Here is a 15200-nt window from a genome sequence, read left to right on the forward strand (position 1 = left end):
CCGCCGTGGTCCCGCGGCCGTCAGCGCGTGAGCACCGCGCGCACCGCCGCCCGGACGGTGTCCACGTCCGCACCGCCCTCGATGAGCGCACCGGCCCGCTGCACCATGGCGTTGACGAGCTCCGCCACGACCTCGGGCTCGGCGACCCCCGCGCCCCGCAGGGCCGCGACCAGGGGCTCGACGTGCTGACCGTGCATCTCCTGCACCCAGGGGTCGGAGAACGCACGAGGGCTGAACGCCGCGAGCGCGCTGATGACGGCGTGCTCACCCTCCGCGACGAGCCTGAGGTTGGCGTCGGCGTACGCGACGACCCGGGCGACCGGGTCGTCCTGCGCACCCATCGCCTGGGCGATGGCCTCGCTCCAGCGCGGCAGCGCCTCCACGACGACCGCCCGGAACAGGTCCTCCCGGGACGGGAAGTAGTGGTAGATGCTCGACCGTGCGAGCCCCGCCTTCGCGGCGACCGCCGCGAAGGTGGGCTCGACGTCGGGTGCGTCCGCGAGCAGCTCGCGGGTGGCGTCGAGGATCGCGCGGCGCTGGGCCTCGCGGTGCTCGGGCACCGTGCGCGCCGTGATGCGTGGCACGCGTCCTCCTGTTCGTCAGACGGCGCGCAGGCGTCCGTCGACCATCTCGAGCACGCGGTCGCAGTGCTCCAGCACGTCGTGGTCGTGCGTGACCATCACCGTAGCGACCCCGAACTCGTGCGTCTGACGCGCGAGCAGCTCGACGATCTCGTGGCTGCGGCGCCGGTCGAGCGCGGCCGTCGGCTCGTCGACCAGCAGGACCGACGGGGAGGCCACCAGCGCGCGGGCGATCCCGACGCGCTGACGCTCACCGCCGGACAGCTTCCCGGGCCGGCGCTTCGCGTGGTCGGCCATGCCGACGGCGGCGAGCAGCTGCTCGGGCGGCTTCACCGCGCGGCGACCGGTGATCTTCTCGACCAGGCGGAGCTGGTCGATCGCGGTCAGCGCGGGCACCAGGTTGCCGGACTGGAAGACGAACCCGACGTGGTCACGGCGGTACCGGGCCAGGGCGGCCTTCGACATGCTCGCCAGGTCGGCGCCGCCGACGACGACCGAGCCGGACGTCGGCGTCGTCAGACCGCCGGCGACGGCCAGCAGGCTCGACTTGCCGGCGCCGGACGGGCCGACGACGGCCACGATCTCCCCGGGGGTGACCGTCAGGTCCACGTGGTCGAGGGCGTCGACCTGGGTGTCACCGTCGCCGAAGGTCAGGACGACGTCGCTCAGCGCGAGGCCCGTGCGGGTGGTGGTCGTGGTCATCGGTTCTCTCCCAGCGCGGTCAGCGGGTCGACTCGGGCGATGCGGACGGTCGCGACGGCGGCGCCGAGCAGACCCAGTCCGAGCAGCAGGAGCGCACCGGTCGCGATGGGCCCGCTCTCCAGCTCGAACGGCATGCCGGTACCGACGAGCAGCGAGCCGAGCCCGAGGCCGACGGCCAGACCGGCGCCGACGGACACGACGAGCAGGATCGCGGCCTGCGCCAGACCGTCGCCCAGCAGGAAGCGCGTCGAGGCGCCCATGGCGCGCATGACGGCGAGCTCGCGGGTGCGCTGCACGGTCCACAGCGTGAAGAACGCGCCGACGACGAGAGCCGAGATGGCGTACAGGAAGCCCTGGATGAGCTGCATGGTCATGATCTCGGCGGTGTAGCCCGGCGACGAGTCGAAGGCGTCCTTGATCGTCCGTGCCGAGGTGCCCGCGTCCGCGTCCCCCGCGGCCAGGTCGGGCAGGGCGCCGTCGACGCCGCGCAGCGCGACGACGCTCGCCGCGTCGTACGCCTCCGCGGTGGCCTGCTGGCCGGGCACGGTCGCCGAGTGGATCTCCTGCCAGGTGCGCAGGTGCAGGAAGCCGATGTCCATGTGGCCGAAGGTGCGCTGGTCGGTGGTGAAGCCCACGACCTCGAGCTCCGTGCCGATGCGGTCGATGGTCAGGACGTCACCGAGCGCGACGCCCTCGTCCTGCGCGGAGGCCGACAGCACGACCTCCCCCTCGGCGGCCAGAGCGCGCCCGTCGCCCGTCTCGGGCTCGACGAACCCGCCGGGCTCGACGCCGAAGAGGGTGAGGTCGACGGGCGTGCCGTCCTCGTTCTTCGCGTTGACGATCGCGGTGCCGAGCAGCTCGGCCCCGTCGACGTCGTCGCGCGCGGCCCAGGCGTCGCGCTCGGCCGACGTCACGACGCTGCGGGTGAACGCGGAGTCGGTCTTGGTGCCGTCCTCGAACGCGACCGCGTCCACGGGGCTGCGCATGAGCCCGGAGACGCCGTCGACCACGAGGCCGGACGACAGGCCGGACAGCAGGACCATGAGGACGCTGATGAGGCCGACGACGGCGCCCATCAGCCCGAATCGGGTGCGCGCGAACGCGAGCTCGCGCAGAGCGAGGAACACGGGGTCAGACCTCTCGCCGGGGACACACGTCTTGTTGACGCACTGTCGACATCTTATCGACGCGCTGTCGAAATGAGGCGCCCGCCGGGTGAGAGATGGGCCACTGCGGGGCGTCAGGGGGCCAGGAGGTCCACCACCAGCCCCGTCGCGATGCCGACCATCACCGCGGCGATCACGGCGTCCAGGACCCGCCACGCCGCCGGGCGGGCGAACACCGGGCGCAGCAGCCGCGCCCCGTACCCCAGCGCCGTGAACCACAGCACGCTGCCGACGCCGGCGCCCGCGGCGAACCACCAGCGCGCGTCGCCGTGACCGGCGGCCACCGAGCCCAGCAGCACCACCGTGTCGAGGTACACGTGGGGGTTCAGCCAGGTCAGGGCCAGGGTCGTCAGCGCCACGGCGGCCGCGGTCCCGGCGGCGCGGCCGACCGCGCCGTCCACGCCCGGAGTGCCGTCCACGACCGGCGCGCCGTCCACGACCAGCGCGTCGTCGCCGCGCACGGCCCGGCGCGCGGCCAGCGCCCCGTAGCCGAGGAGCACCGCCGCCCCGAGGACGGTGGTCACCACGGTGACCGGACGGCTGGCGGCGACGACGGTGCCGACGCCCGCCGCCCCGACCGCGATGAGCAGCAGGTCGGAGACGGCGCAGATCGCCACCACCAGCCCCACGTGCTCGCGGCGCAGCCCGGTGCGCAGCACGTGCGCGTTCTGCGCGCCGATGGCGACGATGAGCGCGAGCCCGAACCCGAGCCCGGCGAGGGCGGACGTCCACATGAGGACGACGCTACGAGCGGCACCGGCCATCAGACCAGCGAATGTTCTGCACGTACCATTAGCGTGGCTGCATGACCGACTGGGACCTGGGCCAGCTGCGGGCGCTGGCCGCGGCCGCCGACCTCGGCACGTTCGACGCCGCCGCACGCGCCCTGCACGTCACGCCCTCCGCCGTGAGCCAGCGCATCAAGGCGCTCGAGCAGACGGCCGGCGCCGTCCTGCTGCGCCGCGAGCGGCCCGTGCGCCCGACCGCCGCGGGCGAGCCCCTCGTCCGGCTGGCCCGCCAGCTCGACGCCCTCACCGCCGAGGCCACCCGCCACCTCACGCAGGACGCGACCGCGCCCCGCGTCACGCTCGCGGTCAACGGCGACTCGCTGACGACCTGGGTGCTGCCGGCGCTCGCACCGCTCGCGGACCGGGTCGCGCTGCGCATCGAGCGCGCGGACCAGGACCGCACCGCCGACCTGCTGCGCGACGGCACGGTCATGGGCGCGGTGACGTCCCAGGGCGCCGCCGTGCAGGGGTGCACCGTCGAACCGCTGGGCGTCATGCGCTATCGCCCCGTCGCGGCACCCGCGTTCGCCGCGCGGTGGTTCGGCGGGCCGTGGGACCCGGGTGCGGCCGACGCGGTGCGACCCGCTGCGCTCGCCGCCGCGCCGGTCGTCGTGTTCGACGCCGACGACCGCCTGCAGGACCGCTGGCTGCGCCGCCGGCGGGTGGACCCGGCCCGTCCGCCGCGGCACCTCGTGCCCGCGTCGGCGGACTTCGCCGTCGCGGTGCGCCTCGGGTTCGGCTGGGGGATGCTGCCCGACCAGCAGGCCGACGACGACGTCCGCGCGGGGCGCCTGGTGCGGCTGGCCGACGACGTGGTCGACGTGCCGCTGCTCTGGCAGCAGTGGTCGCTGCGGACCGACGCGCTGGACGCCGTCGCGCACGCCCTGCGCGCGGCCGCGGCGGCCACGCTCCTGCCGCCGGCCTGACCCGCGTCGACGCAGCCGCCGTCCGCCCGTCGCCGGCGGCCCCGCTCAGCGGGTGCGGAACGCGCGACCCCCCAGCAGCACCCCGTCCGGGTCGTAGCGGCGCGACACCTCGGCCAGCCGGGCACGGGTGACCGCGGGGTACACGCGCTCGGCCCAGGCGGTGCCGTGGCCGGCCGTGAAGTTCGGCAGCCCGCCCGGGCGCGTCCACGGGGCGAGCCCGGCGGCGATGCGCCCGGCGTCGTCGACGACGGCCGCCGCGGTGGCGGGGGTCGCGACGCCGACCGTGAAGACCGACCACGTCGCCGCCCGCGACGGCATCGCGTCCGGGACGGCGGGCTGCCGGGACGCCGCCCCGCCCAGGTGCCGCACCTCCACGACGTTCTGCACGCACGACGACGCGGGACCCACGAGCTCCAGCAGGCGCTCGACCGCCTCCGGCCCCAGGTCCTCCAGCAGCAGGTGGGAGTCGTGCACGGGCAGCGCACCGTCGGGGTCGGCGTGGATCGACCCGATCGCGGTGCACGGGATGACGCCCACCGTGTCGACGAGCGGTGCGGCGACCCGCCGCAGGGGCGCGAGGACCGCCGCGCCCTCGTCCGCGTCGCCCGTCCACCCGAAGCGGACCGTGACGGTCGTGCGGCCGGCGAGCGGCTCCGGCACACCCGGCAGCGCGGGCAGGCGCATGACACCGAGCGACGTGCTCGCCTGCGGGGGCACGGTGGGCGCCCACCGCGCCCACGCCTGCACCGTGCCCTCGACGTCGGCCGACCACAGGGACCCGCCGTAGAGCGTGGGCTGGTCCACCAGGGCGAGATCGACCGCGACCACGACACCCAGGGCCCCACGCCCGCCCCGCAGCCCCCAGAACAGGTCGGGGTCGTCGGTGGGCGTCGCGCGGCGCAGCACGCCGTCACCCGTCACGACGTCGAACGCGCGCACCCGGTCGGACGACACCCCGAGCGTGCGGGCGAGCGGGCCGTGACCGCCCCCGGTCAGGTACCCGACGGCCCCGACCGACGGCGCCGAGCCGCACACCGGCATCAGGCCGTAGGGCGCGGCGGCCTCCACCACCCGCGACCACCGCAGCCCGGCGCCCACGTGCGCCGTGCCCCGCGCCGGCAGCACGGCGAGGTGGTCCAGCTCGACGGTCGACACGAGCAGGGCGCCGTCGAGCGGCGCCGAGGCGCCGTGGCCCGTGCCCTGCACCGCGACGGGGACACCGTGCTCGCCCGCCAGGCGCACGACGTCCGCGACCTCCTGCGGGCTGCGGGGCGCAGCGACCAGCGCCGGGCGCTGCGGGACCGTCAGGTTGGTGGTCGCCGAGAGCGCGGTGTGCTCCGGCGTGCCCGGCACGTGGGCGGGGACCCGACCGGCCAGGGCCGCGCCCAGCGCCGCGACGGCCGCGTCCGTCCGTGCGTCGGCGCGCGGGGGCAGGTCCATGCGAGCTCCTCCTCGGCCGTCACGTCCTCGGCACCGGGCGCACGAGGATCACGGCGGCAGGAGCACGACGCAGGGGTCGGTGATACACCCGATCGGGTGGTTCCCGCCGGCCGGGCGGTGCCGCCGGCGCGCTCAGCGACCGTCGATCGCCGCAGACATCCGGGTGCCGACGTCCGCCACGCACGCCCGCAGCTCCGGCCCTCCGACCACCCGGAACGGCACGGGGACCCCCACCAGCTGCTGCGCGTACCAGCGCGGGCTGCTCGTGGTCCCGACCAGGCGGGTGGTCGTGGCGTCGACACGCTCGAGGCTGCCCAGACCGCTGGGCAGCTCGCGCCCGACGTCCTCGACCGCCGCCTCGATCAGCACGTCCACGTCGTGCTCCCAGCCCTGCGCCAGGTGCTGCTCCAGCAGGGCCACCGGGTCCACGTCGGGGGGCGGCTGCGCCGTGCCGGGCAGGGGCTCGACGGTGCGTACGCGGTCGACCCGGTACGTCCGCACGGCGGCGTCGTCGTGCCGGCGGCACACCAGGTACCAGCGCCCGTGCCGGACGACGACCGCCCACGCGTCGACGTCGGCTCCCCACTCCCGCCCGCGCTCCCCGCGGTAGCCCACCCGGACGGGACGGCGGTCGGCGCACGCCTGCACGAGCGCGGCGGTGACGGCCGGGTCGGGGCGCACGGCCGCACGGTCGGGAGCGGCGGCGGTGGACCGACGGACGACCGCAGCCTGCGCGGCGACCGCCGGGGGCAGGGCGCGCAGCAGCGTGTCGAGGGCGGCGCCGACGGGGTCGGCGCCGCGCCGCACGTCGTGGTGCCCGTCCAGCACGGCCATGACCAGGGCGAGCGCCTCGTCGGCGCCGAAGACGAGGGGCGGCAGCCGCACGCCGCGCCCGACGCGGTAGCCGCCGTACGGGCCGCGCGTCGAGATCACCGGGATGCCCGCCTCACGCAGGATCGCCACGTAGCGGCGGGCGGCGCGCTCGGTGACCCCGAGCGTCGCCGCGAGGCCGGCGGCCGTGACGCCCGGGTTCGCGTGCAGCTCCGCGAGCGCGAGCAGTGCCCGCGAGGTGGGGCTGGTGTCGGTCGGCATGGCGCCCCCGCGGCGTGGTCCGGCGCCGCCGTCCGGGTCGATCGAGAGACGTTCCGGACAACCGGCAGCAGATCGTCCGGAACCGAGCCTAGGTTCGCGTCATGACCCCCACCACCCCGCCGGACGTCCCGGCTCTCGACACCACCATCCAGGAGCCCGGCCTCGACGCCGGCGAGGTCGAGCTCCTGCTCTTCATGCTGGAGCGCTCGCGCGCGACCTTCGCGTGGAAGGTCGGCGGGCTCGACGCCGACGCGCTGCACCGCTCGTTCCCGCCGTCCCAGATGACGCTCGGCGGCCTGGTCAAGCACATGGCCCTCGTCGAGGACGACGTGTGCGCCCGCCGGCTCGGCGCCGGCGGCTACGGCAATGCCTGGCAGGCGACGACCCCCGAGGACTGGCCGGGCTACGACTGGCGCTCGGCCGCCGACGACTCCCCCGCCGAGCTCTACGCCTGCTGGCAGGACGCGGTCGACCGCGCACGGGAGGTCTGGGCGCGCGTCACCGCCGACGGTGGGCTCGACGAACGCGCCCAGATCGAGTGGGACGACGGCAGCCCGAACCGCCGCCGGCTCCTCGTCGACCTGAACGCCGAGTACGCCCGCCACCTCGGGCACGCCGACCTGTTCCGCGAGGCGGTCGACGGGCTGGTCGGGGAGGACCCGCCGCAGGCCTGAGGCACGTGCCCGGCGGCGGTGTGCCGCCCGCCCACCCGGCCCGACGCTCCCACTACCGTGGGCGCGTGGCGACCTCCACCCTCCTCGCGCTGGCCTGCGTCGGCGCCCTCGTGCTGGGCGTCGTGCTGGCGGTACGGGGCTCGCGCGCGCTGCGCGCGGCGCGGGCCGTGCCGCGCGTCCGGGTGCCGGCCCGCCCGCTGTCGAGCATGCCCAGCCCCGGCGGGGAGGTCCTCGAGGTCGAGTACCCCGGGCCCGACGGTTCGCTGCTGCGCAGCCGCATGCAGGTGTTCCGTGTGCGCGGACCGGGCGTGCAGTACGGGTTCGACGGCACGGTCTGGGTGGACCCCACCCGGCCCACCGACGTGACGCCCCGGCCCCAGGGCCGCACGGCGGGCGCCGTGACGACGATCGTGGTGGCCGCCGTGGTGCTGGTCCTGGCGTTCGCGGCCGGCGTCGCCGCGGGGGTCGTCCGCTTCGCCGAGTCGCTGCCGTCCTGAGCGTCGGCGCATGTGGGCGTCCGCCCCTAGCCTGGGACGGACATACCGGGCACGGCGAAGGGGACGGCCATGGCACACGGCGACATCACCCACATCGACATCCCCGTGAACGACGTGCAGGCGGCGTCGCGGTTCTACGGCGCGCTGTTCGGCTGGGACATCCACGAGATCCCCGGGTTCGAGGGCTACCCCATGTGGTCGACCCCGAACAAGGTGAGCGGCGGCGGCCTGGCACCGCGCGGCGAGGGCTTCACCTCGCCCCGCAGCTACGTCGAGGTCGACTCGATCGACGACGCCCTCGCCCAGGCGACGCAGCTGGGCGCCGAGGTGCTGCGGTCGCGCACGCCCATCGACGAGACGAGCTGGTGGGCGTCGTTCCGCGACCCCGACGGCAACGAGATCGGCCTGTTCGAGGGCCGGACGGGCGACGGCGACTGAGCGCCCCGCGCCGGCGGTCGCTCACCCCTCCGCGCGCAGCGGCAGCACCAGCCGCGTGACGTTCGCGTCGGGGTCACCACCCGGGGACGGCTCGGTGACGTACTCCTCCCAGAAGTCGCCGCGCCCGTCGACGCCGAGGGCTGCCCGCTCCTGCTCGAGGCGGTCCCAGGCGTCGGGGAGCCGATCGTACGATCCGGTGTGCGTCGCCTCCAGCGCTGCACCGCCCGGCAGCTCCATGACCTCGACGCCGTCGGACACGGGCCCCAGGGGCGCGCCCTCGACCGGGAAGCCGCCGGTCACGTCGACGCTGTCCGTCGGCATGCCGTGGTACCAGGCCAGCGCCGGGCCGCTGAACGTCCAGCCCTCGCGCCGCACCGTGTCGGCCACCGCCGTGTAGGTGCGGTCGAAGAACGCGACCAGTTCTGCGGCGGGCACCGTGGCCCGCACGGCGGCGATGCGGACGGTCGGCCTGTCGGTCGGGGTCGTGCTCATGGTTCCTCCTCGGCGACGTGTCGCCCTCGTGGTCGGTACAGCCGCGGGGTCGGTGCAGACGCGGTCGGACGGACCGACCCGGGTGGGCGCGCGAACTCATCGGGTCGGGGTTCCGGTGGCGCGCCACCATCCGGTCCGTACGGTGGGGGCGTGACGCTCGTCGACCCTGTCCGACGCTGGCGCGCCCGCTCCGGCGAGGCGCTGTTCCTGCGCGTCGCCGGGCCCCACGGGCACCGCAGCCGGGAGCGGATCCACCGCCGGCCCGGGCCGCGCTGGTTCGAGCCCGACGCCGCGATCCGCGACGTGCACGGGGACGCCTCGATGTTCGTCGGCGGGCTGCGCTCCCTGCTGCTGCAGTCGCTGCACCCCGCGGCGATGGCCGGGGTCGCCAGCCACTCCGACTTCCGCCAGGACCCGTGGGGGCGGCTGGCCGGGACCAGCACCTTCCTGGCGACCACCGTCTTCGGCACCGCGGACGACGCGCAGGCGGCGGTCGACGCGATCCGCACCATCCACGACCGGGTGCGCGGCGTGACGCCCGACGGCATCGCGTACGCGGCGTCCGACCCGGACCTGCTGCGCTGGGTCCACGTGGCGGAGATCGAGAGCTTCCTGGTCGCGCACACCCGGTACGGGGCGCGCCCGTTGACCCCGGCGCGCGCGGACGAGTACGCGGCGCAGGCGGCCCGGATCGGCCGCGCGCTGGGAGCCGTCGACGTGCCGGAGACGGCGGCCGGCCTGCGCGACGCCATCGAGGGCTACCGGCCGGTGCTCCGCGCGACCCCGGCAGCACTGGACGCCGCACAGTTCCTGCTGCGCGAGCCGCCGGTGCCCCGGACCCTGCGCCCGGGCTACACCGCGCTCGGCGCCGCGGCCGTCGAGTCCCTGCCGGACTGGGCGCGCACCGCGTTGGGGCTGCCGGACCGCGGCCGGGTCGCCCGTGCGGCGGCGCGGGCCTCCGGTCACGTGGCGACCCGGGCCATCAGGTGGCTGCTGGCGGGACAGCCGGAGGGCTGAGGGTCGGCCTGCCGGACGGCGGGCCCGCGGCTGACCGGCGCGCCCGGCTCGACCGCTGACGTCGCCGGCCGCGTCGGGCGGGCCCCATGCCGCGCCGTGCGCACGTGGCGCGCACGTGGTGCCCCTCGTCGTCGAACCGCTTGCGCCACGGGCATAAGGGTTTAGCCGCGTTGACCGGGCATGGAAAACGTTTGCACTGTGGCGCTGTCCCTGGGGAGCAGCGTCGCTCGGCCCGTCGTCCCTCGGCTCCGTCGAGCACGCCAGGCTCCTCTCCGCCCTCACGGAGGGAGAGACCCGGTGAGATCCACGGGCCGCTCGAAGTCCCGCCCCGCCGTCGTCGTCGCCGCGTCGCTCGCGCTGGCTGCGGCTGCGGTCGTCGTCCCCCACGCCCCACCCGCGCAGGCCGCGCCGTACGTCGAGGTGGTCGAGAACACCGGCGCCGACTGCACGTTCCCCTCGCTCCCGGCCGCGCAGTCGAACGCACGGCTGCCCGACCCGTTCAAGCGGGCCGACGGCACCCGCATCACCAGCAAGGCGGACTGGCGCTGCCAGCGCGAGCAGACGCGACGCCTCGCGGAGCGGTACGTGTACGGCGAGAAGCCGGGCAGGCCGGCCACCGTCTCCGGGAGCGTCACCAGCTCCCGGATCACGGTGAACGTCTCGCACGGCGGCCGCTCGACCAGCTTCTCCGCGAACGTCTCGCTGCCCAGCGGCAACGGCCCGCACCCGGCTGTCGTCGTCTACGGCGGCTTCGGCGCCGACACGGCGACCATCCGCAGCTCCGGGGCGGCGGTCATCAGCTTCGATCCGTACGCCGTCGGCAAGGAGGGCACGGGCCGCGCCACCAAGCAGGGTGCGTTCTACGACATCTACGGCTCGAGCAGCCAGACGGGCCTGCTCATGGCCTGGGCGTGGGGCGTCAGTCGCATCATCGACGTCATCGAGGCGTCCGACGGGACGATCCTGCGGGCCGACGCGACGGGCGTCACCGGGTGCTCGCGCTTCGGCAAGGGCGCCATCGTGGCCGGGGCGTTCGACCAGCGCATCGCGCTGACCATGCCGATCGAGTCCGGGACGGCGGGCGTCCCGATCTTCCGCGGCATCCCGGGCGAGGGGGCGCAGTCGCTGAGCAGCGCGTACGGCGAGCAGCCGTGGTTCGGCGACGCGTTCGGGTCGTACACCGGCAACCCGAACAACCTGCCGGTCGACACCCACCAGCTCCTCGGCCTGGTCGCGCCGCGCGGGCTGTTCATCATGGACAACCCGCACATCGCCAACCTCGGACCGCGCTCGGCGAGCGTCGCCGCGCTCGGTGCGGCGGAGATCTACCGCGCCCTCGGTGCGGGCGGCAACATCACGTACTGGTCCGACGTCGCCGACGGGTCGCACTGCGCCAACCGGCCGGAGTGGCGCACGCCGTTGCAGCAGAACATCCAGAAGTTCCTGCTCGGCACGGGCTCCTCGCAGGGCCAGATGCGGATCTCGTCACGCGCCCAGGGCAGCCTCGCGCAGTGGGTCGACTGGACGACGCCGACGCTCACGGACGGCCCCGGGTCGACCCCGACGCCCACGCCCACGTCGTCACCGACGCCCACGTCGTCACCCACGCCCACCCAGTCGCCCACGCCCACGTCGTCACCCACGCCCACCCAGTCGCCCACGCCCACGTCGTCACCCACGCCCACCCAGTCGCCCACGCCCACGTCGTCACCGCCGCCGACGCCCGGGCCCGGCGGCTGCACCGCGACCGTCTCGCTCAACCAGTGGAACGGCGGGTTCGTCGCGACGGTGAGGGTGACGGCAGGGTCGTCGTCCCTCAACGGCTGGACGACCACCGTCGCCCTGCCCGGTGGCGCCGCCGTCAGCAACGCGTGGAGCTCGGTGAGCAGCGGCACGAGCGGCACCGTCCGGTTCACGAACGCACCGTGGAACGGCTCGGTGGGCGCGGGCCAGAGCACCGAGTTCGGCTTCCAGGGCACGGGCTCGGGCCAGGGCCTGACGCTCACCTGCACCTGACGGGGCTGGATCGACCTCTCGCGGGGAGGGGAGGGGCCTCACCCTCCCCTCCTCCTGCGCCGTGTCGAGCGTCCGCACGGACCCTCGCCGCGCGGTCCGTCCACGGCGGCCCTAGCGTGGCCGCACACCGTCGTCCCGAGGGAAGCGTGCCGCCATGACCCCTCCCCGTCATCGTGTCCTCGTCGTCGGGGGCGGCAACGCCGGGGTCTCGCTCGCGGCCAAGCTGCTGCGCGGCGGCTGCCCGGACGTGGGGCTCGTCGAACCGAGCCCCACCCACCACTACCGGCCGCTGCTGTCGTACGTCGCCGGCGGAGCCGCCACCCTCGACGACCTGCGGCGCCCGCAGGCCGACGTCGTACCGGACGGTGTGCACTGGCACCAGGACAGCGTCGTCGCGGTCGACCCGGACGCGTCGGTGGTGCACCTGGCCGGCGGCGGCGAGCTGGCGTACAGGGACCTCGTCCTGTGCCCGGGGTCGCGGGTCGACTGGGACGCGGTGCCCGGTCTGCGCGTGGCGTGCGCGACGCCGCACGCCTCGACCAGCTACCTGCCGGAGCACGCCCCGCAGGCGTGGGACATGCTGTCGGGGCTGACGTCGGGGCGTGCCGTGTTCGTCGTCTCCGACCGCCACGTGCCGTGCTCGCCGGTGGGCCTCAAGCCCTTGTTCCTGGCGGCGGACCACTGGCGCAGCACCGGGGTGCTGGGCGACGTCACGATCGACCTCGTCGTCGAGGGGTCGCGGCTGGCCGGCACCGCGCGCGCCGACCAGGAGCTGCGCGCCGCCGCCGACGACTACGGGGTGCGGGTGCGCACCGGGACCGTCGCGGAGCGGGTCGACCCCGCGGCGCGCACGGTGCACCTGCGGTCGGCGGACGGCACGGCCGCTCCCGACGGGACCACCCTCGGGTACGACGCGCTGTTCGTCGCCCCGCCGCACCGGGCACCGGGATGGGTCACGACGAGCGGCCTGGCCGCCGAGGGGACGGACGGGTTCGTCGACGTCGACCCGCTGACCCTGCAGCACCGCACCCACCCGCGCGTGTGGGCGCTGGGGGACGTCGCCACGGTCGACACGTCGCCGTCCGGCGGTGCGCTGCGCAAGCAGGTGCCGGTGGTGGCGCACAACATCCCCGCGCACCTGGTCGGCGCCCCGCTGCGGCACTACGACGGGTACACGGTGGCGCCCGTGACGACGTCGCGGCACGAGCTGCTGCTGGCCGAGCACGACCGTGAGGGCCACGCCGAGCCGACCATCCCGTTCCCCGACCTGGTGCGGCCACGCCGGTCGCTGTACCTGTTCGACCGGTACGTCGAGCCGCAGGTGTACTGGCACCGGCTGCTGCGGGGCAAGGTCTCCTGAGCGGGTGGCCCTGAGCGGGTGGCCCGCGGCGTGCGGTGGTAGGCAGGACACCTGACGTCCGCACCACCAGGGGGCCGCCATGCGCACGTCCACGCTCGCTCGTCCGCTCGTCGTCGCCGCCGCGTCGCTGGCGCTGGCCGCGGGGGCGCTGCCCGCGGCCGCGGCGCCGCCGGATCCCGGCTCGACGTCCGAGGGCGCCGTGGCGGACGTGGGTGGCGACGAGGTCGACGGCGACCAGGTGGACGGTGCCCAGGTGGACGGCCGAGGCCGTCCGGGGCGTCCCGGGAAGCCTGGGCCGGGCAAGCCCGGTCCGCACCGCCCTCCCGCCAAGGTCCCGGTCGCCGTGGGCAGCGGCGGCGCGGTCGCCACGGTCGACCCCGACGCGACCCGGGTCGGGCTCGAGGTGCTGCGCCGGGGCGGCAACGCGGTCGACGCCGCCGTGGCCGCGGCCGCGACGCTGGGCGTGACCGAGCCGTACTCGGCCGGCATCGGCGGCGGCGGCTTCCTCGTCGTCCACGACGCCGCGACGGGCACGGTGCAGACGCTCGACGGCCGCGAGACCGCCCCGGCCGCCATGGGCCCCGACGCGTTCGTCGAGAACGGCACCGCGATCCCGTTCGACCAGGCGGTGACGTCCGGCCTGTCCGTCGGGGTCCCGGGGACGCCGGCGACGTGGCAGGCCGCGCTGGACACGTGGGGCACGCTCAGCCTGCGCGACGCGCTGGCCGGTGCCACGCGCGTCGCGGAGAAGGGGTTCGTCGTCGACCGGACGTTCGTCGAGCAGACCGCGGCGAACGCCGACCGGTTCGCCGCCTTCCCGTCGACCGCCGCGCTCTACCTGCCCGGTGGCGCCCCGCCGCGCGTCGGGTCGGTGCTGCGCAACCCCGACCTGGCACGCACGTACCGGCTGCTCGCACGCGACGGCGTCGACGCGCTGTACACCGGGCCGCTGGCGCAGGAGATCGTCGACACGGTGCAGGCGCCGCCGGTCGCCCCGGGCAGCACGCGCGTCGTGCGGCCGGGGCTGCTGGAGACGTCCGACCTGGCCGCGTACGACGTCGTGCCGCGCGACCCCACGCACGTCACGTACCGCGGGCTCGACGTGTACGGCATGGCACCGCCGTCGTCCGGCGGGTCCACCGTCGGCGAGGCGCTGAACATCCTCGAGACCGTGGACCTCGGCGCCCTCGACGACACCCAGGCGCTGCACCGGTACATCGAGGCGTCGTCGCTCGCGTTCGCCGACCGCAACCGGTACGTGGGCGACCCGGCGTTCGTCGACGTGCCGCTCGAGGAGCTGCTGTCCGACGGCTTCGCCGCCGAGCGCGCCTGCCTGATCGACCCGACGGCGGCCCTGCCCAAGCCGATCGCGCCCGGCGTCCCGGACGGGACCTACGAGGGCTGCGAGGCCGGCACCGACCCCGGCGTCGAGTCGCCCGAGGGCACCTCGACCACGCACCTCACCACGGCCGACCGCTGGGGCAACGTCGTGGCGTACACGCTGACCATCGAGTCCACCGGCGGCAACGGGATCGTCGTGCCCGGGCGCGGCTTCCTGCTGAACAACGAGCTCACGGACTTCAGCTTCACGGACACGCAGGGCGGGTCCGACCCGAACCTGCCCGGCCCGGGCAAGCGCCCGCGGTCGTCCATGGCGCCGACGATCGTCCTGCGGGACGGGCGGCCGTTCCTCGCCCTCGGCTCCCCCGGCGGCGCGACCATCATCACCACGGTGCTGCAGACGCTGGTCAACCGGATCGACCTCGGCATGCCGCTCGACCAGGCCGTGGCCGCGCCGCGTGCGACACCGCGCAACGGGACGTCGATCCAGGCCGAGCCGGGGTTCCCGCGCACCGGCCTGGAGGCGCTGGGCCACACCTTCGCCGACACCCCGGAGATCGGGGCGGCCACCGCGATCGAGGTCCTCGACGGGGGCAGGCTGCTGTCGGTCGCGGAGCCCGTGCGGCGCGGGGGAGGCAGCGCGGGGGTCGTGCGGCCGCAGGGCTGAAGG

The 15200-nt window shown here is 75.8% G+C and carries 15 protein-coding genes; 8 read left to right on the forward strand and 7 right to left on the reverse strand.

Annotated elements, in window-relative coordinates; genetic code table 11:
• Positions 1-20 precede the first annotated feature (20 nt).
• The 4 genes from KG103_RS17880 to KG103_RS17895 form a co-directional block, all read right to left on the reverse strand.
• On the reverse strand, positions 21-584 hold the full coding sequence (locus tag KG103_RS17880; protein ID WP_207339814.1) for a TetR/AcrR family transcriptional regulator: 564 nt from the start codon (positions 582-584) through the stop codon (positions 21-23).
• Between the two features lie 15 nt (positions 585-599).
• Positions 600-1283: an ABC transporter ATP-binding protein gene (locus KG103_RS17885; RefSeq protein ID WP_207339815.1), complete on the reverse strand. Its 684-nt coding sequence runs from the start codon at positions 1281-1283 to the stop codon at positions 600-602.
• On the reverse strand, positions 1280-2410 hold the full coding sequence (locus tag KG103_RS17890) for an ABC transporter permease (protein WP_207339816.1): 1131 nt from the start codon (positions 2408-2410) through the stop codon (positions 1280-1282). Before KG103_RS17890 ends, KG103_RS17885 begins: the two co-directional genes overlap by 4 nt.
• A 113-nt stretch (positions 2411-2523) precedes the next feature.
• Positions 2524-3183 carry a LysE/ArgO family amino acid transporter gene (locus KG103_RS17895; RefSeq protein ID WP_207339817.1) on the reverse strand — a complete coding sequence of 220 codons (660 nt, stop codon included), beginning with the start codon at positions 3181-3183 and terminating at the stop codon, positions 2524-2526.
• Between the two features lie 71 nt (positions 3184-3254).
• Here KG103_RS17895 and KG103_RS17900 point away from each other — a divergent pair, with 71 nt between their 5' ends.
• Entirely contained in the window at positions 3255-4163 is a 909-nt protein-coding gene (locus KG103_RS17900) for an ArgP/LysG family DNA-binding transcriptional regulator (protein WP_207339818.1), read from the forward strand.
• A 45-nt stretch (positions 4164-4208) separates the two neighbouring features.
• Here KG103_RS17900 and KG103_RS17905 read toward each other — a convergent pair whose 3' ends face one another.
• Positions 4209-5603: an FAD-binding oxidoreductase gene (locus tag KG103_RS17905; protein WP_207339819.1), complete on the reverse strand. Its 1395-nt coding sequence runs from the start codon at positions 5601-5603 to the stop codon at positions 4209-4211.
• 132 nt (positions 5604-5735) lie between these two features.
• Complete coding sequence (locus KG103_RS17910) at positions 5736-6695, reverse strand: helix-turn-helix transcriptional regulator (protein ID WP_207339820.1); 960 nt, start codon at positions 6693-6695, stop codon at positions 5736-5738.
• Positions 6696-6796: 101 nt separating this feature from the next.
• On the opposite strand from KG103_RS17910, the gene KG103_RS17915 reads away from it, so the two are divergent.
• The 3 genes from KG103_RS17915 to KG103_RS17925 all read left to right on the forward strand — a co-directional run bounded on the left by KG103_RS17915 (position 6797) and on the right by KG103_RS17925 (position 8304).
• Positions 6797-7369: a mycothiol transferase gene (locus tag KG103_RS17915; RefSeq protein ID WP_207339821.1), complete on the forward strand. Its 573-nt coding sequence runs from the start codon at positions 6797-6799 to the stop codon at positions 7367-7369.
• A 65-nt stretch (positions 7370-7434) separates the two neighbouring features.
• A complete protein-coding gene (locus KG103_RS17920) occupies positions 7435-7866 on the forward strand; it encodes a hypothetical protein (RefSeq protein ID WP_207339822.1) in 432 nt (143 codons plus the stop codon).
• Positions 7867-7935: 69 nt separating this feature from the next.
• Positions 7936-8304 carry a VOC family protein gene (locus KG103_RS17925; RefSeq protein WP_207339823.1) on the forward strand — a complete coding sequence of 123 codons (369 nt, stop codon included), beginning with the start codon at positions 7936-7938 and terminating at the stop codon, positions 8302-8304.
• Between the two features lie 21 nt (positions 8305-8325).
• Here KG103_RS17925 and KG103_RS17930 read toward each other — a convergent pair whose 3' ends face one another.
• On the reverse strand, positions 8326-8796 hold the full coding sequence (locus KG103_RS17930; protein ID WP_207339824.1) for a GyrI-like domain-containing protein: 471 nt from the start codon (positions 8794-8796) through the stop codon (positions 8326-8328).
• Between the two features lie 150 nt (positions 8797-8946).
• Between KG103_RS17930 and KG103_RS17935 the strand changes: the two genes are divergently transcribed.
• The 4 genes from KG103_RS17935 to ggt all read left to right on the forward strand — a co-directional run bounded on the left by KG103_RS17935 (position 8947) and on the right by ggt (position 15197).
• Positions 8947-9813, forward strand: coding sequence for an oxygenase MpaB family protein (locus tag KG103_RS17935; protein ID WP_207339825.1), 867 nt, complete (start codon positions 8947-8949; stop codon positions 9811-9813).
• 297 nt (positions 9814-10110) lie between these two features.
• Complete coding sequence (locus KG103_RS18975) at positions 10111-11829, forward strand: glucuronyl esterase domain-containing protein (protein WP_249670662.1); 1719 nt, start codon at positions 10111-10113, stop codon at positions 11827-11829.
• Between the two features lie 154 nt (positions 11830-11983).
• Complete coding sequence (locus KG103_RS17945; protein WP_207339826.1) at positions 11984-13189, forward strand: NAD(P)/FAD-dependent oxidoreductase; 1206 nt, start codon at positions 11984-11986, stop codon at positions 13187-13189.
• Between the two features lie 79 nt (positions 13190-13268).
• Complete coding sequence (gene ggt, locus KG103_RS17950) at positions 13269-15197, forward strand: gamma-glutamyltransferase (protein ID WP_207339827.1); 1929 nt, start codon at positions 13269-13271, stop codon at positions 15195-15197.
• Positions 15198-15200 lie beyond the last annotated feature (3 nt).

The organism is Cellulomonas wangleii (assembly GCF_018388445.1).
GTDB lineage: Bacteria > Actinomycetota > Actinomycetes > Actinomycetales > Cellulomonadaceae > Cellulomonas > Cellulomonas wangleii.

Excerpts from the sequence above, each read along its gene's own strand:
- KG103_RS17885 (WP_207339815.1), bottom strand. The coding sequence starts at position 1,283 with ATGACCACGACCACCACCCGCACGGGCCTCGCGCTGAGCGACGTCGTC.
- KG103_RS17895 (WP_207339817.1), bottom strand. The coding sequence starts at position 3,183 with ATGTGGACGTCCGCCCTCGCCGGGCTCGGGTTCGGGCTCGCGCTCATC.
- KG103_RS17900 (WP_207339818.1), top strand. The coding sequence starts at position 3,255 with ATGACCGACTGGGACCTGGGCCAGCTGCGGGCGCTGGCCGCGGCCGCC.
- KG103_RS17905 (WP_207339819.1), bottom strand. The coding sequence starts at position 5,603 with ATGGACCTGCCCCCGCGCGCCGACGCACGGACGGACGCGGCCGTCGCG.
- KG103_RS17910 (WP_207339820.1), bottom strand. The coding sequence starts at position 6,695 with ATGCCGACCGACACCAGCCCCACCTCGCGGGCACTGCTCGCGCTCGCG.
- KG103_RS17915 (WP_207339821.1), top strand. The coding sequence starts at position 6,797 with ATGACCCCCACCACCCCGCCGGACGTCCCGGCTCTCGACACCACCATC.
- KG103_RS17925 (WP_207339823.1), top strand. The coding sequence starts at position 7,936 with ATGGCACACGGCGACATCACCCACATCGACATCCCCGTGAACGACGTG.
- KG103_RS17930 (WP_207339824.1), bottom strand. The coding sequence starts at position 8,796 with ATGAGCACGACCCCGACCGACAGGCCGACCGTCCGCATCGCCGCCGTG.
- KG103_RS17945 (WP_207339826.1), top strand. The coding sequence starts at position 11,984 with ATGACCCCTCCCCGTCATCGTGTCCTCGTCGTCGGGGGCGGCAACGCC.
- ggt (WP_207339827.1), top strand. The coding sequence starts at position 13,269 with ATGCGCACGTCCACGCTCGCTCGTCCGCTCGTCGTCGCCGCCGCGTCG.